This is a genomic window from Cellulomonas triticagri (assembly GCF_003696205.1).
GTDB lineage: Bacteria > Actinomycetota > Actinomycetes > Actinomycetales > Cellulomonadaceae > Cellulomonas > Cellulomonas triticagri.
This window is the reverse complement of sequence record NZ_RFFI01000083.1, coordinates 1-20001: the sequence shown is the minus strand read 5'-3', so window position 1 is coordinate 20001 and position 20001 is coordinate 1. Positions and strand designations below refer to the sequence as shown.

Annotated in this window: 20 protein-coding genes; 8 read left to right on the top strand and 12 right to left on the bottom strand. The window is 74.6% G+C overall.

The features are described 5' to 3' along the window. The coding region (locus tag EBM89_RS14240; RefSeq protein WP_147463565.1) for a TetR/AcrR family transcriptional regulator at window positions 1-862 on the top strand (862 nt) is incomplete at its 5' end. Window positions 863-920: 58 nt separating this feature from the next. Further along, window positions 921-1718, top strand: a complete 798-nt coding sequence (locus EBM89_RS14235) for an exodeoxyribonuclease III (protein WP_369408659.1) — start codon at window positions 921-923, stop codon at window positions 1716-1718. A gap of 9 nt (window positions 1719-1727) precedes the next feature. On the opposite strand, the gene EBM89_RS20905 is transcribed toward EBM89_RS14235, so the two are convergent. Together EBM89_RS20905 and EBM89_RS14225 are read right to left on the bottom strand one after the other, a co-directional pair. Next, window positions 1728-2933, bottom strand: a complete 1206-nt coding sequence (locus EBM89_RS20905) for a hypothetical protein (protein WP_147463564.1) — start codon at window positions 2931-2933, stop codon at window positions 1728-1730. Window positions 2934-3001: 68 nt separating this feature from the next. Beyond that, window positions 3002-4285: an MFS transporter gene (locus EBM89_RS14225; RefSeq protein WP_122150078.1), complete on the bottom strand. Its 1284-nt coding sequence runs from the start codon at window positions 4283-4285 to the stop codon at window positions 3002-3004. A gap of 56 nt (window positions 4286-4341) precedes the next feature. Between EBM89_RS14225 and EBM89_RS14220 the strand changes: the two genes are divergently transcribed. Then, the gene (locus EBM89_RS14220) at window positions 4342-4893 is read left to right on the top strand and encodes a winged helix-turn-helix domain-containing protein (protein WP_122150077.1); all 552 of its coding nucleotides are present in this window, start codon (window positions 4342-4344) and stop codon (window positions 4891-4893) included. Here EBM89_RS14220 and EBM89_RS14215 read toward each other — a convergent pair. The 3 genes from EBM89_RS14215 to EBM89_RS14205 are packed head-to-tail and all read right to left on the bottom strand — an operon-like array spanning window position 4887 to window position 7938. Next, window positions 4887-6089: an ABC transporter permease gene (locus EBM89_RS14215; protein ID WP_122150076.1), complete on the bottom strand. Its 1203-nt coding sequence runs from the start codon at window positions 6087-6089 to the stop codon at window positions 4887-4889. The two genes, EBM89_RS14220 and EBM89_RS14215, sit on opposite strands and share 7 nt — an antisense overlap. After that, the gene (locus EBM89_RS14210) at window positions 6086-6910 is read right to left on the bottom strand and encodes an ABC transporter ATP-binding protein (protein WP_122150084.1); all 825 of its coding nucleotides are present in this window, start codon (window positions 6908-6910) and stop codon (window positions 6086-6088) included. The genes EBM89_RS14215 and EBM89_RS14210 overlap by 4 nt, the downstream gene beginning before the upstream one ends. Then, window positions 6907-7938, bottom strand: coding sequence for a permuted SH3 domain-containing protein (locus tag EBM89_RS14205; protein ID WP_122150075.1), 1032 nt, complete (start codon window positions 7936-7938; stop codon window positions 6907-6909). Before EBM89_RS14205 ends, EBM89_RS14210 begins: the two co-directional genes overlap by 4 nt. 246 nt (window positions 7939-8184) lie before the next feature. Here EBM89_RS14205 and EBM89_RS14200 point away from each other — a divergent pair, with 246 nt between their 5' ends. The 4 genes from EBM89_RS14200 (at window position 8185) to EBM89_RS14185 (ending at window position 12627) form a co-directional block, all read left to right on the top strand. Further along, window positions 8185-8613, top strand: coding sequence for a peptidase inhibitor family I36 protein (locus EBM89_RS14200; RefSeq protein ID WP_122150074.1), 429 nt, complete (start codon window positions 8185-8187; stop codon window positions 8611-8613). A gap of 193 nt (window positions 8614-8806) precedes the next feature. Further along, on the top strand, window positions 8807-9532 hold the full coding sequence (locus EBM89_RS14195; protein WP_147463563.1) for a hypothetical protein: 726 nt from the start codon (window positions 8807-8809) through the stop codon (window positions 9530-9532). A 12-nt stretch (window positions 9533-9544) separates the two neighbouring features. Further along, window positions 9545-10708: a hypothetical protein gene (locus EBM89_RS14190; protein WP_122150072.1), complete on the top strand. Its 1164-nt coding sequence runs from the start codon at window positions 9545-9547 to the stop codon at window positions 10706-10708. Continuing rightward, the gene (locus EBM89_RS14185; RefSeq protein WP_122150071.1) at window positions 10705-12627 is read left to right on the top strand and encodes an ABC transporter ATP-binding protein/permease; all 1923 of its coding nucleotides are present in this window, start codon (window positions 10705-10707) and stop codon (window positions 12625-12627) included. Before EBM89_RS14190 ends, EBM89_RS14185 begins: the two co-directional genes overlap by 4 nt. A gap of 91 nt (window positions 12628-12718) precedes the next feature. Here the strand turns inward: EBM89_RS14185 and galK are convergent, their stop codons facing one another. The 7 genes from galK to EBM89_RS14150 all read right to left on the bottom strand — a co-directional run bounded on the left by galK (window position 12719) and on the right by EBM89_RS14150 (window position 19173). Then, entirely contained in the window at window positions 12719-13987 is a 1269-nt protein-coding gene (gene galK, locus EBM89_RS14180) for a galactokinase (RefSeq protein WP_122150083.1), read from the bottom strand. A 5-nt stretch (window positions 13988-13992) separates the two neighbouring features. Beyond that, window positions 13993-14838, bottom strand: a complete 846-nt coding sequence (locus EBM89_RS14175) for a DeoR/GlpR family DNA-binding transcription regulator (protein ID WP_369408657.1) — start codon at window positions 14836-14838, stop codon at window positions 13993-13995. A 48-nt stretch (window positions 14839-14886) separates the two neighbouring features. Continuing rightward, window positions 14887-15105 (bottom strand): hypothetical protein, encoded by a 219-nt coding sequence (locus EBM89_RS14170; RefSeq protein ID WP_122150069.1) that lies wholly within the window; start codon window positions 15103-15105, stop codon window positions 14887-14889. Between the two features lie 16 nt (window positions 15106-15121). Then, window positions 15122-15973 (bottom strand): RelA/SpoT-related domain-containing protein, encoded by an 852-nt coding sequence (locus EBM89_RS14165; protein ID WP_122150068.1) that lies wholly within the window; start codon window positions 15971-15973, stop codon window positions 15122-15124. A 69-nt stretch (window positions 15974-16042) separates the two neighbouring features. Beyond that, complete coding sequence (locus tag EBM89_RS14160; RefSeq protein WP_122150067.1) at window positions 16043-17206, bottom strand: Mrp/NBP35 family ATP-binding protein; 1164 nt, start codon at window positions 17204-17206, stop codon at window positions 16043-16045. 73 nt (window positions 17207-17279) lie between these two features. Beyond that, window positions 17280-17840 (bottom strand): DUF1003 domain-containing protein, encoded by a 561-nt coding sequence (locus EBM89_RS14155; RefSeq protein WP_122150082.1) that lies wholly within the window; start codon window positions 17838-17840, stop codon window positions 17280-17282. Next, on the bottom strand, window positions 17833-19173 hold the full coding sequence (locus EBM89_RS14150) for a magnesium transporter MgtE N-terminal domain-containing protein (RefSeq protein WP_122150081.1): 1341 nt from the start codon (window positions 19171-19173) through the stop codon (window positions 17833-17835). Before EBM89_RS14150 ends, EBM89_RS14155 begins: the two co-directional genes overlap by 8 nt. Window positions 19174-19365: 192 nt before the next feature. Between EBM89_RS14150 and EBM89_RS14145 the strand changes: the two genes are divergently transcribed. Next, window positions 19366-20001: YflT domain-containing protein (locus EBM89_RS14145; RefSeq protein WP_122150066.1), on the top strand; the 636-nt coding region annotated here is incomplete at its 3' end.

Sequence of the window (20001 nt, the reverse complement as noted above, 5' to 3'; positions counted from 1 at the left end):
CGCCGCGGCCGAGCAGGAGGGGGAGGCGGCGGGGGAGGTCGACGCGCTCGCCGGGCTCCCGCCCGCGATGGCCGTGCTCTGGCGTCCCGCCCCCGCCGGGCGGCGCGGACCGCGCCCCGGCCTGACCGTCGCGGGCATCACCGAGGCCGCCGTGGCGCTCGCGGACGCGGACGGGATCGCGGCGATCTCGATGGCGCGGGTCGCCGAGCGGCTCGGGGTGACCACGATGGCGCTCTACCGGTACGTGCCCGGCAAGGACGCGCTGCTCGCGCTGATGATGGAGTCCGCGCTCGCGGACGTCGTCCCGGCTCCCGGGCACACCGAGGGCGCCGAGACGGGTGGCGGGTGGCGGCCCGCGCTGGAGCGGTGGTGCGCCGAGCAGCTCGACCTCGCCCGGCGGCACCCGTGGGCGGTCGACACGTCCGTCGTGACGACGCCGCCAGGGCCGGCCCGGGTCGCGTTCCTCGACCGGGGGCTGCAGGCCCTCGCCGGGACGCCGCTGACCTGGGCGGAGCGCGCCGCCGTGGTGGGGCGGCTGTCCCTGCACGTGCTGACCGAGGGGCAGATGGTCGCCGCCGAGGTCACGGCCGAGCGCATGATCGCGCAGGCCGCCGCCGCTTCAGCGACCGAGGGGGAGGGCGACCCCGCGCCCGCGCACCCGGCCCTGATGGACTTCGGCGCGCTGCTCGGTGCCGTCGCCGACCCCGGGCAGCACCCCGAGCTGGCCCGGGCGCTCGCGGCCGGGGCCTTCGACGAGTCCTCGCCGGTGCCGGGCGAGGGGGACGACCCGGACCTCGGGCTGCGCCTGCTGCTGGACGGAGTCGCGGCCCTGGTGGACCGGGCGGGTCGCCGGGGCGCGTGACGCCCCGCGCCACCCACGTGGTCCGGGCGTGTCGGTGGCGTGCGGTTGGATGGACCGCGTGCTGACGGTAGCGAGTGTCAACGTGAACGGGATCCGGGCCGCCTTCAAGCGGGGGATGGGCGAGTGGATCGAGGCCCGGCGGCCGGACGTCCTGCTGCTGCAGGAGGTGCGGGCGTCCGACGAGATCCTCGGCGACCACCTCGCGGCGGACGGCTGGCACCTGGCCCACGAGGTGAGCGAGGCGAAGGGCCGCGCGGGCGTCGCCATCGCCTCGCGCCTGCCGATGAGCGCTGTGCGCATCGGCATCGGGACGGGCGTGGCCTCGGACACCGGCCGGTGGGTCGAGGCGGACCTCGAGGTGCCGGGTGGCGGCGTGCTGACGGTGGCGTCGGCGTACGTGCACTCCGGCCAGGCGGGCACGCCCAAGATGGACGAGAAGTACGCGTTCCTCGACGTGGTGACCAAGCGCCTGGCCGAGCTCGCGGGCTCCGGGCAGCACGTCGTCGTGGCGGGGGACCTCAACATCGCCCACCGCGAGGTGGACATCAAGAACTGGCGCGGCAACCGGAAGTCCGCCGGGTTCCTGCCGGAGGAGCGCGCCTACCTGGACCGCTGGTTCGACGAGCAGGGCTGGCGCGACCTCGGCCGGGAGCACGGCGGCGAGGGTCCCGGCCCGTACACGTGGTGGTCGTGGCGCGGGCAGGCGTTCGACAACGACTCGGGCTGGCGGATCGACTACCAGCTCGCGACCCCGGCCCTGGCGGACCTGGCGCGCACGGTGGAGATCGACCGGGCGGCGACGTACGACGCGCGGTTCAGCGACCACGCCCCGGTGGTCGTCGGCTACGACCTCTGAGGCGCGGGCTCAGCCCGCGTGCTCGGCCGCCCAGCCGGCGGCGGTCGAGCCGGGCTTGCCGCCGCTCATCTCGACGACGGTCCCGGTCGCGTCGGCCGTGATCCAGGCGTCGTGGTAGTCGTCGCCCCCGAACACCGTGAACTCCAGCGGGGCGCCCTCGACGCTCCACGCCGGGGCGCGGCGCACGCCGACGCTCGGGCCGTCCGGGTCCTCGATGCCGGTCAGCTGCGTGAACTGCGACGTCAGCGACTCGACCCAGGTCCAGTCGACCTCGGTGACGTCGAACAGCTCATCCGGCAGCTCGGCGGGGTCGGGCTGGATCGTCGCGGCGCCGTCGCGGCTCGCGCTCCCGTCGCGCCACGTGTAGCGGTCGGTGGTCTGCGCGCCGGGCTCGGTCAGCCCCTCGGCGACGGCGTAGGTCTGCATGATCGTCAGGTCCGTGAACAGGGTGCCGCCGGCGACCTCGGCGAGGTCGTCGATCACCTGCTGCGTGCGGTCGGCGGGGAAGATGCTCGCGGCCTCGTCGCGCGCCTGGTCGCGGTCGGCGACGGCGTCGGCGAGCGAGGTGCCCTGGGTGAGGGCGACGACGAGGTCGCGCTCGGGCCACAGGCGTGCGCCCGCGCCGACGAGGAACGCGATCACCAGCAGCGCGAACGGCACGCGCAGCAGTCCGCGGGTGTCCCGGCCGCGGGACGGCGCCGCCTCCCAGACCGGGGCCTCGGGCAGGTCCCGCACGGTGGTGTCGCGGTCGGCGGCGGCCTGCCACTCCGGCGGTGCCGGGTCGAGCAGGGCGACGTCGGGCTTCTCGGCGTCGAGCTGGGCGACGACGACCACGGCACCGCTCTGCAGGGACGGCAGCCGTCCGAGGTTCACCAGGTCGCGGGTGGTCGTGGTGTACGCGGGGCGGGTGCGGGACGCGACGACGAGCCGGATGTCGCAGATCGGCTGGTCGTTGACGGAGGAGCCGGTGGCGCGCGTCTCGATCACGCGCGCCAGGCTGACGCGGTTCTCGCGGAGGGCGGCCTCGACGTCCTGCTTCCGCGGTGTCCGCACCCCGGCGACGGTGGTGCCGATGCCGACGAGCACCAGCAGGATCGTCATGACCGTGCCGGTGACCGGCAGCAGCCACGCGGGACCGGTGACGTCGGCGACCGTGAGCAGCAGGAGGGAGGTCACGAAGACCCCGACGACGGCGGAGAGCAGGAGGCGGAGCACGAGCCTCATCGTGCACCCACGGGACGAACCGGATCAAACCGCCCGGGCCGCTGACGTGCGGGAACGCCTCACGCGACCTCGGGGGCGACGGGCAGGTCCCGCATCCGCAGCAGCGGCGAGACCAGCACCGGCAGGGCGCTGAGCGCCGTGATGCCGACGGCGGTCCACAGCGCGGGCACCACCCCGAAGGCGTGCCCGAGCCAGCCGCCGAGCAGTCCGCCGAGCGGCATCGAGCCCCAGACGATGAACCGCACGGAGGCGTTCATCCGGCCGAGCAGCGCGGGCGGGCAGACCCGCTGCCGGAACGTCACCTGGGCGACGTTGTACACGACGACGGCGAACGAGAACGTCACGCCGCCGACGATCAGCACGGCCTGCGGCGGCAGCGGCAGCACGGCCGCCAGCGGGGTCAGGGCGGCGGCCGGTGCCCACGCCAGCGCGGACAGCGGGATGAGGCGGGCCTCGCCGATCCAGCGCGCGAGGCGCTCGGCGCTGACGGCGCCGGCGAGCCCGCCGACCGCCGACGCGGAGAACACCGTGCCCAGCGCGGCCTCGTCCAGCCCGAGGTCGCGGATCACGTAGAGCACGGTCAGCGCGCCGGTGATCGACCCCGCGAGGTTGCCGAGGGAGGTGCAGGCGACGATGCGGCGCAGCAGCCGGTGCCGCAGCACGAAGCCCAGGCCCTCGGCGATCTCGGTGCGCAGCGGGCGGCGGTGCTCGCGCGGGGGCAGGTCCTCGACCTTCCGGATGCGTCCGACGGCGAACGCCGACAGCAGGTAGGTCACGGCGTTCACGGCGATGAGCACCGGGGCGCTGACGACGCGCAGCAGCGCGCCGCCGAGCGCGGGGCCGACGACCTGCGCGACCGACTGCGTGGACTGGAGCTTGGCGTTGCCCTCGCCGATGTGCGCGAGGCCGACCAGCCCCGGCACGTAGCTCTGGTGGGCGACGTCGAAGAACACCGACGCGGCGCTGATCACCAGCGCCCCCGCGTACAGGAGTGCCATCGAGCCGTGCCCGAGCAGCACCGCCGCGACCACGACCGCGAGCACGACCGCCCGCACGACGTCGGCCACGATCAGCACCCGGCGCTTGCGCATCCGGTCCACCCACGCGCCGGTCGGCAGCCCGATGACGAGGAACGCGGCCGTCTCGGCGGCGGTGAGCGCGCCCATCTGCCACTCGGTCGCGTCCAGGGTCTGCACGGCGAGCACCGGCAGCGCGAGCCCGGTGAGCTGCGCGCCGAGCTGCCCGAGTGCGTCGCCGACCCACAGGCGGCGGAAGTCCGGGTGGTGCACCAGCGAGCGGTGGGCCTCGGGTTCGGCGGGGGCGGGCGCGGCGGGCGTGGTCATGGCGTCAGCATGGCGCCACTGATTGGGAAAAGTCAATCAGTGGGTAGGGTGGGGACATGACGGGCGATCACGACCGGGCTGAGGCCGACGCGGACGCACGCGCCCTCGCCTCCACGCTGCGGCTGCGCATCCTGCGGCTCTGCCTGGACGAGCCCCTGACCAACCGGGAGATCGCCGACCGGCTCGGCCGGAACCCCGCGACCGTGCTGCACCACGTGCGCACCCTCACCGACCGGGGCTTCTTGCGCGCGGAGCCGGTGCGTCGGGGCGCGCGGGGCTCACGCGAGGTGCCCTACCGCGCCACCGGCAAGTCCTGGCGGTCGCCCGACGTCCCCGGTCGGTCGCGGCTGCTGGTGGACACGTTCCTCGAGGAGCTCGCCGAGGCCGACCAGGACACCGTCCGGATGACCCGGCTCGGCGTCCGGCTGTCCGCCGACGAGTACGCCGACCTCATGGGCCGGGTGGACGGGTTCTTCGAGGACCTCGCGACCCGCACGCCGACGCCGGGCGGGCGGCCGTACTCGCTGTTCCTCGCGGTGCACGAGGACGCCGGCCGCCTGCCCCGCCCCGCCGTCGACGGTGTCGACGACGAGGCCGTCGCTCAGTAGCGGATCGCGTCGATCACCTTCACCCGCACCGCCCACACCGCGGGCAGCAGCCCCGCCAGGGCCCCGACGCCCGCCGCGCACGCCAGCCCGGTCAGGGCCGCGGCCACCGGGAACGGCGGCGTGTCCTGCAGCGGCGTCCCGAGCAGCTGGTCGAGGGGGAGCTGCTGCAGCCCCACCACCGCCAGCGCGACGCCCACCGCGCCCGCGACGAGGGTCGCCACCACGGACTCCAGCAGCACCCCGAAGAACACCCGGCCCGACGTCGCCCCGAACGACCGGCGGATGCCGATCTCCCGGATGCGCTGCCGCACCGTCACCAGGGCGATGTTCAGCAGGCCGAGCCCGCCGAGCAGCAGCGCAAACCCGCTGACCGCGATGACCACCCACCGCGCCGCGGAGTCGAGCACGTCGGTCTCCCCGCGCGGGATCTGGACGTCCACCTGCCAGCCCGGCAGCGCGGCGGCGAGGTCCTGCGTGGCGCGGTCGCGCAGCGCCTCGGCGTCGCCCGGCGGCACCCACAGCTCCAGGGCCGGCACCTGCGCGCCGGAACCCCACGGGTCCACCATCAGCCCCCACCGGTCCACGTGGTCCTGCAGCACCGTGAACGCCGGGCCCTCGCCCGCCCAGGCGTTCGCGACCACGCCGATGACCTCGGCCGTCACCGGCTGATCGCCCTGCAGCACCACCGTCGGGTGCCCGGACAGGTCGTCCGCGCCCAGCGCCGCGAGGAAGGCCTCGTTGACCACCAGCGTCGGCGCCAGCCGCTCCGCGTCCGACGGCGCGAACCACCGGCCCTGACCGGGGGAGAGGCGGTGGATCGTCCCGTAGTGCGGGTCGACCGACTGCGCGGTGATCACCTGGGCGCCGCCGGGCAGCTCGACCGCCACCTGGGTCCAGGACACCCGCGTCGCGTACGTGACCTGGTACTTCTCGACCAGGGCGTCCATGGCCGCTGCCGCGGCGGGGACGTCGGGGGTCCCCGTCATCGGGTAGGCCGAGACGGTGAGCGTGGTCTCCCGGCCGGTCCAGCGCTCGGACTGCTCGCGGGACACCTGGGTCAGCATGTCCACCGCCGCGGTCACGCCCGTGATCGCCGTGACGGCCGCCGCCACGCCGATCAGCGACAGCAGAACCCGCAGCCGGTGCACCCGCAGCTCGTCCCACGCCTCGACGAGCGCGCCCACCAGCCCGGTCACGCGGCACCGCCGGGCAGCTCGCGCAGCAGCGTCGTCGGCGGGGTCGCGGTCGCCACCGCGCCGGCGTCGCTCGTCGCGCCGAGCACCGGCACGTCGCCGACCCACTCGGCGAGCGAGCCGGGCCGGTCGGGCGCCACCAGCGTCACCGGCACCAGCACGCCGTCCGCGAGGCGGTAGTGCCGCCCGCTGCGGGCCGCCACCGCGAGGTCGTGCGTGATGGTCACCAGGGCCGCACCGGACTCCCGTGCGATGTCGTCCAGGAGCGTCATCACGGCCGTGCCGGTGTCGACGTCCAGGGCGCCCGTCGGCTCGTCCGCGAGGATCACCCGCGGCCGCCGCACCAGCGCCCGTGCGATGGCGACGCGCTGCTGCTCGCCGCCGGACAGCCGGTCCGGCATGTCCTCCAGCCGGTCGCCCAGCCCGACGCGGTCCAGCATCTCCGCCGCGAGGCGGGTCCGGGACCAGAACTGCCGACCCCGCGCGTACAGCAGGGGAGCGGCGACGTTCTCCAGCACCGTCCGCCCGGTCAGCAGGTTGAACTGCTGGAACACGAACCCGAACGACTCGCCCCGCAGCCGCGCGCGCCGCCGGCCGGACAGCCGCCGGGTCGGGCGGCCGTCCAGCAGGTACTCGCCGTCCGTGGGGGCGTCGAGCATCCCCAGGATGTTCAGCAGCGTCGACTTGCCCGTCCCGGACCGTCCGACCACCGCGACGTGCTCCCCGGCGTCGACGCTCAGGTCCACGCCGCGCAGGATCTCCAGCACCCGGTCGTCCGCCAGGCGCACGGACCGGGTGACCCCGGCCAGCTCGATCAGGCTCATCCGCCGCACACCGCCGGGTCGGCCGTCGCCGGGTCGGTGCAGTCGACGGCGGACAGGTCGGTGACCGGCGCGTACTCCAGCACCGTGTCCCCGACCGCCAGGCCCTCGGTGACCTGCACGCGCTGCCCGTCGGTCAGGCCCAGCACGACGGCGCGCTCCTCGGTGGAACCGTCGGCGCCGACCACCCACACGTTGCCGTTCTGCACCGAGCCCTGGACCGCCGTGACCGGCACCAGCACGGCGCCCTCGGCCGACCCGTTGACGATCTCGACGTCCGCGCCCAGCCCGGGGAACGCCGTGACCTCACCCGGGACCGCGCACGTGACCGTGCCCGAGGTGGTCGCGGTCGTGGCGTCGGTGCCGGGCGCGTCGCCCGCGTCGTCCTGCGCCGCCGCGCCGATCCGCAGACCCGTGCAGGTGAACGGCGCCGGGCCGCCCTTGAGCGTCACCGTCGCCTCGCCCGGCGCGCCGATCAGCCGGTACTGCTGGTCCGGGGTCAGCGTGCCCTGCACCGACAGCGTGCCCGGCGTGACCGAGCCGACGGCGTCGCCCACGGACAGCACCTGGTCCTTCAGGACCGTCAGCCGCAGCGTGCCCGCCGTGCCCGCGACGACCGTCTCCCGGACCACCTTCGGCTTGCGTTCGGTGACGACCTGCTCGCCCGTCACCGGGTCCGTCGTGGTGACCGGGTCCTGCGGCGTCTCCGACCGGATCTCCAGCACGGGGGTGTCCGCGGCGACCTGCTGGCCGTCCTCCGCGAGCAGGGCGCGGACCTCGCCCGCGAGCGTGGCCCGCACGGGCCGCGCCGGGTCGGCGACGACGGAGGCGGCGACGGTGACCGTGTTCGTCACGGTGCCCGCCTCGGCCTGGACCTGCGGCTCGACGACCTGCGCGGAGGGCTGCAGGGGGTCGTCCGCCTGGGCGGCGCTCTCGGCGCCGGTGAACGCGATCTTGGCCAGGGCGACGGCGATGACCGCCCACAGCACGAGGCGGATCGCGGGGAACACGATCCGGCGGGTAACTCCCACGGTTCGCTCCTCGGGGTCTGGCGACCCGCGCGGTCCGGTGCGCCGCGCGGTATCTCGCGCCGAACGCTACTACGGGAACCGCACTACCGGGTCCGGTTCGGGCGGGGCGATAGCAGCGCGCCGGCGTCGACCGGCTCGCGCGGTGGGGTGGCGGGACGTTGGTCCTCTGGTGCTCGCGGGCGGCTCGCGAATAGGTTCCAGGAAACCGGTCTCTGAGCCGGATGATCGAGCGATGAGGAGCAGGGTATGAGTGTCGTGCGGAGGGCGAGCCAGGTGGGTGGCCTGCGGGCCAGGATCGCCACGACGATCATCACAGGCGCGCTGGTCGGTGGAGCCGTCGTCGCGACGGCCCCGGCGGCGTCGGCAGCATTCCAGGACTGCCTGTTCGAGACCTCCTGCCTGTGGACCGGCGAGAACTACACCGGTACGCGCGGGCACTTCTCGAACTCCGTCGTGCTGAGCACGACGAACAACAAGATCAACTCGGTTTACAACAACGGCCGTTCGCTGCGGGCGTCGTACTACGACAACGCGAACCACACCGGGGCCTCCATCACCCTGAACAACCCCACGCGCGGCGGTCAGTGCCGGGACCCGAAGCTGTCGAACGGCATCGACGCGAACCCGACGCCCTTCCACAACCGCATCTCGTCCGCCACGTTCATCTCCGGCTGACGTGGGTCAGGTACGCCCGGGGGCCGTCGTCGGAACGTTGGCTGTCGCCGTCCTCGCCGTCGGGTGCACCGGCGACGGGGAGCCCGCCCCTCCGGTCGAGCGCGCGGTGTCGACCGGCGGTGGCGCGGTGCTGAGCGGCAGCGAGGTCGCGCAGCGGTACGGCTACGACCCTGCGGCTGAAGACCTCACCCCGGTGTACGCGCTGGTCCCGGAGTTCCACTCGCTCGACGACGGGTACGCGAGGGACCTGCTGGGTTCCGCCTGCCTCGACGGGGTGGTCGTGTACCGGGCGGTCGCCCCGCGCGCGCAGGCGGGATCGGTCGACCAGCGAACCGGCCAGCTGGTGTTCGACGTCGAGATCGCGGCCGAGCGGGGGTATCCGTTTCTCCGACCGGACGCAGGTGAGCCGGAGGCGCTCGGTGGCGTTCCTGCCGAGGTGGAGATCTCGACGGAGATCTACGAGCAGATGGTGGCCTGCGGTCGGCAGGCCGACCAGCGACTGGGAACGGCGCCGGAGCGCCTGCTGAACGAGATCGAGACCGGGGGGTGGGACCGGGTCGGCCATGACCCTCGGGTGGCGGCGGCAGTCGACGCGTGGCGGGCGTGCATGGCCCCGGTGGGTGTCGTCGACCTGCCGCAGGACATCAACGAGATGCCGACGCCGTCCGTGCTGGGCGGGCTCGTCCGCGACCCGATGGCCGGCGATCCGGACCTTCCGCTCTCCGAGCGGGAGCGGGCGGTCGCGGTAGCTGACGCGACGTGTCGGGACGACGTGGGATATGCGGAGGTGGTCCACGTGGTACGGGCCGAGGCGGAGCTCGAGATGATCGGGCGCAGCATCGAGGCGTTCGACGCCGTCCGCGAGGAGTACCGGGCGTACCAGGCCGGTCTGGAACAGGTCATCGTCGAGCTGGGGTGACGAGGAGGGCATGTGTCGGTGCGTCGCGGGATCATCTCCGTGCTGGTGCTCGTCCTCGCTTGCGGGGCGTCCTGGATGGCCGCGTCGCGGCTCGAGTCGCCGGACCAGGTCGCTGCGCGGGCCCTGGCTCCGGAACCGGTTCCCGTGACGGCCGCGCTGCGGCACGGGTTCGTGCACCCGCCGGTGACGATGCAGGTCACCGCAGAGCTCGACCGCACCTGGTCCGTCGGGTCGCCGACCGAGGGAGTGGTGACGGCGGTCGGCGTCGCTCCGGGCGACGAGCTGCTCGCGGGGCAGGTGCCGTTGCGCGTCAACGGTCGGCCGGTGTTCGCGCTGCCGGGGCCGTTCGCGCTCTACCGGGACATGCGCGTGGGTGACGAGGGCGACGACGTCGCGGCTCTCCAGTCCGCTCTCGGAGCAGCGGGCTTCGGGGTCGGGCGGGACCGGGAGGGTGTGTTCGGGAACGGCACGCTCCAGGCGTTGACGCGCCTGTACCGCTCCGCGGGGCATGCGCTGCCGATGGCTGAAGAGTTGGGGACGAGGGGCGGGGCGCCAGGCGACGACCGGGCGTCGGACGGGAGCGCAGGAGCAGAGGCTCCGGTGCCGGTGCGCGAAGTCCCGTTCCTGCCTCGTGCCGAGGTCCTGATGGTGGACGAGCTCCCCGCGGTCGTGCAGTCGGTCGGAGCCGTGGGCCTCACGGTGAGCACCGAGGACGACCTGCTCCGGCTGGGTTCCGGACCGACGGCGCTCGTGGCCGAGCTCCCGGTCGGCTCGTCGGGTGGGCTCGGCGTGGGCGCATCGGGGGCGTTCACGGCGGCGGACGACGGGCCGGGTGCCGCGCAGGTCATCGCGATCGACCCCGCACCGGAGGCCGGGATCGTACGGGTGCGGCTGCACACGCCGGACGCCGTGACAGTCGGGGCGTCGTACGTGCTCACCTTCGACAATCCCGCGGCAGAGCCGAGCGCACGGCTGCTGGCGCCGGTGTCGGCGGTCGTCGACCGCGGTGGACGCTCCTACCTGTACGTCCGCAGTCGCGGCGGGTTCGAGGAGATCGAGGTGGTGGTCCAGGAAGCGGTGGGAGGTTTGGCGGCGATCAAGGTGGTGGGAGGCGTGGTCGAGCCGCTCGAGGGCACGATGGTGCGCGTCGGCGACGACGGGGTTGGTCCGCAGTGACCGTGCGCGAGGCCGCCTCCCGATCGTTCGTCGAGCTGCGGGACGTCGAACGGCGGTACCCCGACGGGACGGTCGCCGTGCGCGACGTGAATCTGCGGATCGAGGTCGGCGAGTGCATCGCCGTGGTCGGTCGGTCCGGCAGCGGGAAGAGCACCCTGCTGAACATCCTCGGACTGCTCGACGCCCCGAGCGGGGGCACGGTGCTGATCGACGGGGACGCCGTGGCGACATCGGCTGACCGTGGACGATCCGCTGCGCGTGCCTCCTTGATCGGATTCGTCTTCCAGCGTGCCCATCTGATCGGCGGGCTGACGGTCGCGCAGAACGTCGAGCTCGGCGGCGCCTACGGCAGGTGCGCCGCCGCCGGGGACCGAAGACTGACGGTGCCCGAGGCGCTGGCCGCCGTCGGTCTCGAGCACCGTGCGGCGGCGCGTCCCGAGACGCTGTCCGGAGGTGAGATGCAACGTGCGGCCATCGCCCGCACCCTGGTGCGACCAGCCCGGCTCTGGTTGGCGGACGAGCCCACCGGCAACCTCGACTCGACGCAGTCGAGCGAGGTGATCGACCTCCTGAGACGAACCGCGAGTGCAGCTGGTGCGGCGCTCGTGGTGGTGACCCACGAGCCTGAGGTCGCGGCACGGTGTGACCGCGTCATCACCCTCCACGACGGTGTGGTCGTCGCCGACACCGGCGTGGTGCCGGATCGTCCCGGGCCGGGGGAACACGTCGTGCGGCACGGGGCGGAACTCGCTGCGACGGACGGAGGCGCCGGGCGAGGGTTCGTGCGCGCTGGGCGGCTCGTGCTGCAGGTCGTGCTCTCCCAGCGCGCGCGTGCGCGCACCTCCGTGCTCGCCACGGGCGTCGCGGTCGCCCTGGCGATCGTGTCCCTGGGCCTCGCGCAGAGCGCCGGCTCCCAGGTCACGCGCATGTTCGACGCGCGCCGCGCCACGGAGGTCACCGCGGAGCTGCTCACCTCCGAGGCTGCGCCGGTCCCGCGTTGGCCGGTGGACCTCACGGCCGTCGTGACGTTCCCTGGTGTCGAGGCCGTCGAACGGTGGCAGCACCACCCGGGGACGGCGGTCGCGTCCGGTGCGGTGGCCGCTCTGGAGGCCGACGTGATCGAGGTGGACGCCGCTCCGGGAACGGCGACGGGCAGCACGATCCGCTGGGCACCGGGTGCGGACCGCGGCCTCGCTCCCGGTGAGGTGGTGCTCGGAGCCACGCTGGCCGACCGGCTCGGCGTCGCCCAGCTGTCCCTTCGCCCGGACGTCACGATCGCGGGAGCACCGCACCGCGTCGTCGGGCTGCTCACGGATTCCCGTCCAGGTACCGCGACCGGCTCGGCCTTCGTCGCGCCGTCCGCTCTTCGTCTGACTCCGGCGTTGCGTTCGACCGTCTCCATCCGCACCAGTCCAGGCGCGGCCCGGATGGTCGCCGAGCGGTTGCCCGACCTGATCGATCCGTACCGCCAGACCGAGATGACCATCGACCCCGTGGCCGGCCCAGAAGCGCATCGAGGTGAACTCGAAGCCGGGGTCCGGACGTCGCTCGCCGTCCTCGCGGGGGTCAGTGCGCTCGCCGGCCTGGGGGCGGTGATCTTCGTCAACTTGCTCGCTGTCGCCGGCCGGACGCCCGAGCTCGGCGTGCGCCGGGCCCTCGGCGCGCGGCGCACCGACGTCATCGCGCTCGTGGTCGGGGAGTGCCTCGTCCTGGCATGTGCGGGAGCAGTCATCGGTCTCGCGGTGGGGTTCACCGCGGTGATGGTCGTCACCGCGACCGCACACTGGCAACCGGTGTTCGACCTGCGGCTGCTGGCGGTCCCGGTCGTGGGTGCATTCGCGTTCGGACTCGTGGGAGGGCTGCCTCCGGCGTACGCCGCCGGTCGGATCGAACCCGCTGACGCGGTTCGTTCAGGGTGACGGGACGAGCCCGGGTGCGGGACCGCCGGGTCCGCGCACCCGGGCTCGCCGGTGCGTCGTGCGGGGTGCGTCGTGCGCGCGCGAGGGCGGCTCAGTACGCGGGAGCGCTCGCGACCGCGACGAGGAACGCCGGGGCGTGCAGGTCCTGCGCCGCGAACGCGTCGGCGACCGCCGCGGCGACCGCGTCGACCTCGGCCGCGCGCACGAGCGCGATCGCGGAGCCGCCGAACCCGCCGCCGGTCATCCGGGCGCCCAGCGCCCCGGCGTCGCGCGCGGCCTCGACCGCCACGTCGAGCTCGCGGCAGGACACCTCGTAGTCGTCGCGCAGCGAGGCGTGCGAGGCGTCCATGGCCTCGCCGACCTCCTCGACGCGGTCGTCGTCGAGCAGCGCGACGAACTCCTCGACGCGCGCGATCTCGGTCACCACGTGCCGGACGCGGCGCACCAGCACCTCGGCGTCCTCGGACCCCTCGCCGACCGGGCCGGTGCCGTGCGCCAGCGTCGCCAGCGCGTCGCCCAGGCCGTCCGGGGTGATCTCCCGCAGCGTCTCGACGCCGAGGACCTCGGCGGCGCGCTCGCACGCCGCGCGGCGGGCCGCGTACTGGCCGTCCACGAGGGCGTGCTCGGCCTTGGTGTCGATGACCAGCAGCGCGAGGTCGTGCGCGGCGAGGTCGAACGGCACGTGCCGCACCGAGCCGTCGCGGCAGTCGAGCAGCAGCGCGTGGCCCGCGCGGCCGCGCAGCGACACCGACTGGTCCATGCCGCCCGTGGACGCCCCGGCGATCTCGTTCTCCGCGCGGATGCACGCGGCGGCGAGCACGGCGCGACCGGCGTCGTCGGGCTCCTCGGCGGTGCCCGCGAGCCTCAGCCCGAACAGCGCGTCGACCGCGACGGCGGCGGCGCACTCCAGCGCGGCCGAGGACGACAGCCCGGCGCCGTACGGCACGCAGGAGTCCACGGCGATGTCGAACCCGCCGACGGCGTGCCCGGCCTCGCGCAGCGCCCACGCGACGCCCACGACGTAGGCGGGCCAGCCCTGGACCGTGCCCGGCGCGACGTCGGCGAGCGCGATCTCGCGGACGCCCGTCGCCTCCTGCGCGGACACCAGCCGGACGACGTCGCCCTCGGTGCGCCGCACGGCGGCGTACGTGCGGTGCGGCAGGTCGAACGGCAGGCACAGCCCGCCGTTGTAGTCGGTGTGCTCGCCGATCAGGTTCACGCGGCCCGGGGCGGACCAGGTGCCGTCCGGCTCGCCGCCGAACCGCTCGGCGAACAGCGCGCGCACCCGCGCGGCGCCGTCGGCGGGCTCCCAGGCGCCGACCCAGACGGGTGCGGTCGTCGGCTCGTGCTGCTGCTCCATGCGGGTCATCGCTCCTCGGCGTGCTGGCGGGTGGGGTCGTCGTCGGGGGTGGGGGAGAGCAGGTCGCAGCCGGCGTCCGCGAGCACCGCGCGGGCGGGCTCGGGCAGCGCGGCGTCGCTGACCAGCACGTCGACCTCCTCCAGCGCGGCGATCCGGGCCAGGCCCATCACGCCCCACTTGGTGTGGTCGGCGAGCACGGTCACCGCGGCGGAGCAGCGCAGCAGCGCCCGGTCCGTCGCGGCCTCCGCGAGGTTCGGCGTCATCAGCCCGGACTCGTCCAGGCCGTGCACGCCCAGGTACAGCCGGTCGACCCGCAGCGTCGCGAGCGCGGCGTCGGCCACGGGCCCGACCAGCGCGTCCGACGGGGTGCGGGTGCCGCCGGTGAGGATCACGTCCAGCGGTGCGGCGCCGGGCACCGCGCGGTGCAGGGTCTGCGCGACCGGCAGGGAGTTCGTCACGACCGTGAGCGGCCGCAGCGCGGGGTCCGCGGCGATCCGCTGCGCGAGCAGGTGCGTCGTCGTCCCGGCGGACAGCGCGATGGCCTGCCCGGGCTCGACGGTCGCGGCGGCGAGCGTCGCGATGGTCGCCTTCTCGGCGGTCGCCCAGGTGCTCTTCTCCTCGAAGCCGGGCTCGTCGGTCGGGCGGCTGGCCCCGTCGACCGCCACGGCCCCGCCGTGCACCCGGCGCACCAGGCCCGCGCGGTCCAGCTCGGTGATGTCCCGGCGGACGGTCATCTCCGAGACGTCGAGCTGCTCCACCAGGTCGGCGACCCGGACGGCGCCGTGGGCACGCACCTCCGCCACGATGCGGTCCTGCCGTTGACTCGCGAGCACGGCGACAGTATCCACCACGTCCGCACAGGAACCAACATCCGGGCTCGGTGGGCGGGGTGGGCCGGGTCAGGCGACGGCGGCGGACTTCCGGAAGTACCGCGAGTGCGTGCGCCGCACGGTCTCGAGCGAGTCGCTGACCAGGGAGACGATCTCGACGTCCGGGTCGACGCGCGCGTCCTCGAGGCGCAGTCGGTGCCGCAGGGCCTCCCGGTTGCCGCCCTCGGCGAAGGTCGTGACGTGAGACTCGCCGGTCCGGCGGTTGTACTCGATCACGAAGCTGGTCATGCCTGGACCTTACCGCTCACGGGTGGGCCTTCCTCATCAGGTCCTCGACGTCGTGCAGCGCGTCGAGGAACTCCTCCTCGTCGGCCGCGATCCGGGCCTGCCGCGCCACGAGGTCGGCGCGATCGGCGGCGCTCACCACCGCCGCGCGGTACGGGTCGTCCATCCCGAGGTCGAGCACCCGGGTCGCGTGCTCCTGCCGGAGCCGTTCGAGGTCCGCGCCGCGCCGCAGCGAGATCTGCTGCAGGCCGTGCACCAGGCCCTCGACCCACGGGGCGTCGTGGCGGGCGGGCTCGCCGTACCGGATGCCGCGGCCGAGCACGTCGGCCGCGGCCTCGTAGGCGTTCGCCCACGCGCTCTGGATGTGGGTGCGCACCTGGATCTCCACCCGGCCCTGCGGCAGGCGGAGCCACACGTGCACCGCGCGGTAGCCGTGGACGGGATGGGTCCGGAGGTCGTGCACGACGGTCGGCGGGTGGTCGAAGCCCTCGGTGATCGCCTGCACGACGACGTCCTGCTCCTCCAACGTCATCTCGCACTCGAACCGCACCCCGGCGACGTCCTGGATGCTCCCGAGCGGGTGGTCGGGCTTCCGGACCAGCTTCTCCCGCAGCGTGTCGACGGTCTTGGCACGCGAGGTGAGCTCGGGCGGAGGGCGGTCGTGGAGCAGGCTCGTCCAGTCGAGGGCGCGCAGCACCGACTGGACGGCAGCGGCGAGGTCGTCGTACCAGAGCATGACGTCCGCGTAGCGCGGGCAGTCGGCGGGTGGGGCCTCTCCGGCGCAGATGGCCTCGCCGAGCCGTCGTAGGCGCCGGGAGCCCCAGGGCAGCGCGCCGAGCCGCACGATCGCTGGGTCGTCGCCGAGGCTCATCCCGCCACGGTAGGCACCGTCCTCGCCACCTAGGTGGTGGCGCAGGACCGCTGCGAGGTCCGGTGGTTCCTACCGCCCGACCGGCGTCAGCCCGAGCGACTTGCCCGCCAGCCCGCGCGACCGCGCGGTGAGCGACCGGGCCACGCCGCGCAGCGCCTGCGCGGCGGGGGAGTCCGGGTCGGTGAGGACGACGGGGGTCCCGCCGTCCCCGGCCTCGCGCAGCCGGATGTCCAGGGGCACCTGCCCGAGCACGGGCACGGACGTCCCGGTGGACCGGGACAGCCCCTCGGCGACGCGCGCGCCGCCGCCGGAGCCGAACAGCTCGAGCCGGGAGCCGTCGGGCTGCTCCAGCCACGCCATGTTCTCCACGACGCCGACGACGCCCTGCCGGGTCTGGGTGGCGATGGACCCGGCGCGCTCGGCGACCTCCGCGGCGGCGAGCTGCGGGGTGGTGACCACGACGAGCTCGGAGCCGGGCAGCAGCTGGGCGACCGAGATCGCGATGTCGCCGGTCCCGGGCGGGAGGTCGAGCAGCAGGACGTCGAGGTCGCCCCAGAACACGTCGGCGAGGAACTGCTGCAGCGCGCGGTGCAGCATGGGCCCGCGCCACACGACGGGCTGCCCCGGCGGGACGAACATGCCGATCGAGATGACCTTCACGTCGTGCGCGATCGGGGGGAGCAGCATCTCGTCGACCCGCGTCGGCGGCTGCGTGACGCCGAGCATGCGGGGGATCGAGAAGCCGTAGATGTCGGCGTCCACGACGCCCACCCGGAGGCCCTCGGCGGCCATGGCGACGGCGAGGTTCGCGGTGACGGAGGACTTGCCGACGCCGCCCTTGCCGGACGCGACGGCGAAGATCTTGGTGAGCGACGTGGGCTTGCTGAACGGGATGACCGGCTCCGCGCTGCCGCGCAGCCGCTCGGTGAGCTGGGCGCGCTGCTCCGGGCTCATGACGCCCATCGCCATGCGGACGTCGGCGACGCCCTCGACGGTCAGGACCGCCGCGGTGACGTCCTTCGTGATGGTGTCGCGCAGCGGGCAGCCTGCCGTGGTCAGGTCGATGCCGACGGTGACCCGGGTGCCGTCGGGGGCCGCGGTGTCGACGTCGACCGAGCGGACCATGCCCAGGTCGGTGATGGGGCGGCGGATCTCCGGGTCGAGCACCCGGGTCAGGGCCTCGCGGACGGCTGCGGCGACGGCCTCGGGGTCACGGGCGTCCAGGGCGGTCATGCCCCCATCGTAGGTCGCCCCGGACCGGCACCTGCGGGACGGGGTCCCACCGGCCCGGCCTGCGGGGACGCGGTCAGGCGGGCTGGTCGCGGTCGCGCGCCCGACCGCGTACGCGGTCGCGGGGCCGGTCGGTGCGGGCGTCCGGGTCGTCGTCGTCCTCGCCCTCGCGCTCCTCCAGCAGCTCCTCCAGGAGGTTCCGCATCTCGGAGCGGACGAAGTCGCGGGTGGCGACCTCGGACAGCGCGATGCGCAGCGCCGCCATCTCCCGGGCGAGGAACTCGGTGTCGGCGAGGTTCCGCTCGGCGCGCTGCCGGTCCTGCTCGGCCTGGACGCGGTCGCGGTCGGTCTGCCGGTTCTGCGCGAGCAGGATCAGCGGTGCGGAGTACGACGCCTGCAGGGACAGCATGAGCGTCAGCGCGGTGAACCCGTTGGCGGCCTTGTCGAACCGCAGGTCCTCCGGCCCCCAGGAGTTCCACGCGAGCCAGGCGATGCAGAACAGGCTCAGCCACAGCAGGAACCGCGGCGTGCCCATGAACCGGGCGATGCCCTCGGAGACCTTGCCGAACGCGTCGTCCTCGAGCTTGGGCCACCAGGTCCGGCGCGCGGACTTCGGGGTGTCGAGCCGCTCAGCCACGACGACCCCCGCCCTGCGCGCCACCCGGGGCGCTGCCGGCGCCGCCGACGACGGGCTGCGCGCCGGTCACGGCCGGGTGCACCTCCTCGTCGGTCTCGCGCCAGTCCTCGGGCAGCAGGTGGTCGAGGACGTCGTCCACGCTGACCGCGCCGAGCAGGCGCCGCTCGTCGTCCACGACCGGGACGGCCAGCAGGTCGTAGGTCGCCAGGCGGCGGGTGACGATCATCAGCGGGGCGTCGGCGGGCAGCGGGTCGATGTCGGTGTCGAGCAGCGCGCCGATGGACTCGTGCGGGGGCTCGCGCAGCAGGCGCTGCAGGTGGACGACGCCGAGGAACCGGCCGGTGGGCGTCTCCAGCGGCGGCCGGACCACGAAGACCATGGACGCCAGTGCCGGGGTGAGCTCGCGGCGGCGGACGTGCGCGAGCGCGGCGGCGATCGGCGTCTCCGGGCCGAGGACGACGGGCTCGGTGGTCATCAGGCCACCGGCGGTGTTGTCCTCGTAGGCGAGCAGGCGGCGGACGTCGCGCGCCTCCTCGGGCTCCATGAGGCCCAGCAGCTCGGCCTGCTCGTCGTCCGGGAGCTCGTTCAGCAGATCGGCGGCGTCGTCGGGCTGCATGGCCTCGAGGACGTCGGCGGCGCGGGTGCGCTCCAGGCCGGACAGGATGGCGACCTGGTCGTCCTCGGGCAGCTCCTCCAGGACGTCGGCCAGGCGCTCGTCGTCCAGCGCGGTCGCGACCTCCATCCGGCGGGTCGCGCCCATGTCGTGCAGGACGTCGGCGAGGTCGGCGGGCTTGAGCTCGTCGTACTGGGCGAGCAGCAGCGCGGCGCCCTGCGCGTCCGCGGCGGTGCGGGCCAGCCCGGCGATGGCCTCGATGTCGAGCAGCTCGGGCTCGCCCCGGCGTCGCAGCAGGCCGCCGCGCCCGGGCCGGTGCCGCCGGACGAACACCTTGGACACCAGCCAGTCGCCGTTGCGCTGCCGCTCGATGGCGACGTCCTCCACGGCGGCGGAGCCGGACCCGTCGGCGAGCTGCACGGTGCGGTCGAAGAGCTCGCCGACTACCAGCGTCTCGAAGGGGCGCTGCTCGAACCGGCGCAGGTTCAGCAGGCCGGTCGAGATGACCTGGCCCGCGTCGACGGCGGTGACCCGCGTGAGCGGCAGGAACACCCGGCGCTTGCCGGGGACCTCCACGACCAGGCCGACCGCCCGGGGCGCGCCCTTGGGGCGCAGCAGCACGACGACGTCGCGCACGCGACCCACCTGGTCGCCGATCGGGTCGAACACGGACGTCCCGGCGAGTCGGGCGACGAACACTCGGGTCCCGGAGCCGCTCACGGTGGTCACCCTAGACGCGGGGGAGGGCGGGCGCAGTCGCGGGCCCGGGTGAGCGCCGTCACGGCGCCGGGTGACCTGCACGGGCGTCTTTGCTGGGACGGACCTGGGAGAACGCCACGAAGTGGCTGCGGATCCGCCGATCAGGGCCTCGCCGTCTGGCGTGCGGGTGCCCGGCGGGGCGAGGATGGGGGCATGTCCTTCACCGGTGGTGCACGCGTCCCCCAGACCCCCACCCTGCCGCAGGGTGAGACGGTCGCGTCCTACGACACCTACCTCGCGGCGCAGAAGGCCGTCGACCACCTCTCGGACCACCAGTTCCCGGTCCAGCTGCTGTCGATCGTCGGCACCGACCTGCGGATGGTCGAGCGGGTCACGGGCCGCCTCACCTACGCGCGCGTCGCGATGGGCGGCTTCGGCTCCGGCGCCTGGTTCGGCGTGTTCATCGGCCTGCTGTTCCTCATGGCCGGGGGCTCCGCCGGGATCCTGCTCGCCGCCGTGCTGTTCGGCGGTGCCGCGGGCCTGCTGCTCGCCGTGCTCGTGTACGCGACCAGCCGCGGCAAGCGCGACTTCACCTCGCAGAGCCAGATCGTCGCGTCCCAGTACGCGGTGCTGTGCGCCGTCGAGGAGGCCCACCGCGCGCGGCAGATGCTCCGCGAGGTCGGCGGCGTCCGCGTCGGCCCGGCCACGCCGGTTCCTCCGGCGCAGCCGTACGGCGCCCCGCACCCGGGCCAGCCCGTCCCGCCCGCCCAGCCGGCTCAGCCCTCGGGGCCGCCGCGCTACGGCCAGCTCGCGCCCCAGCCCGGTCAGGCGGGTCAGCCCGGCCAGCCG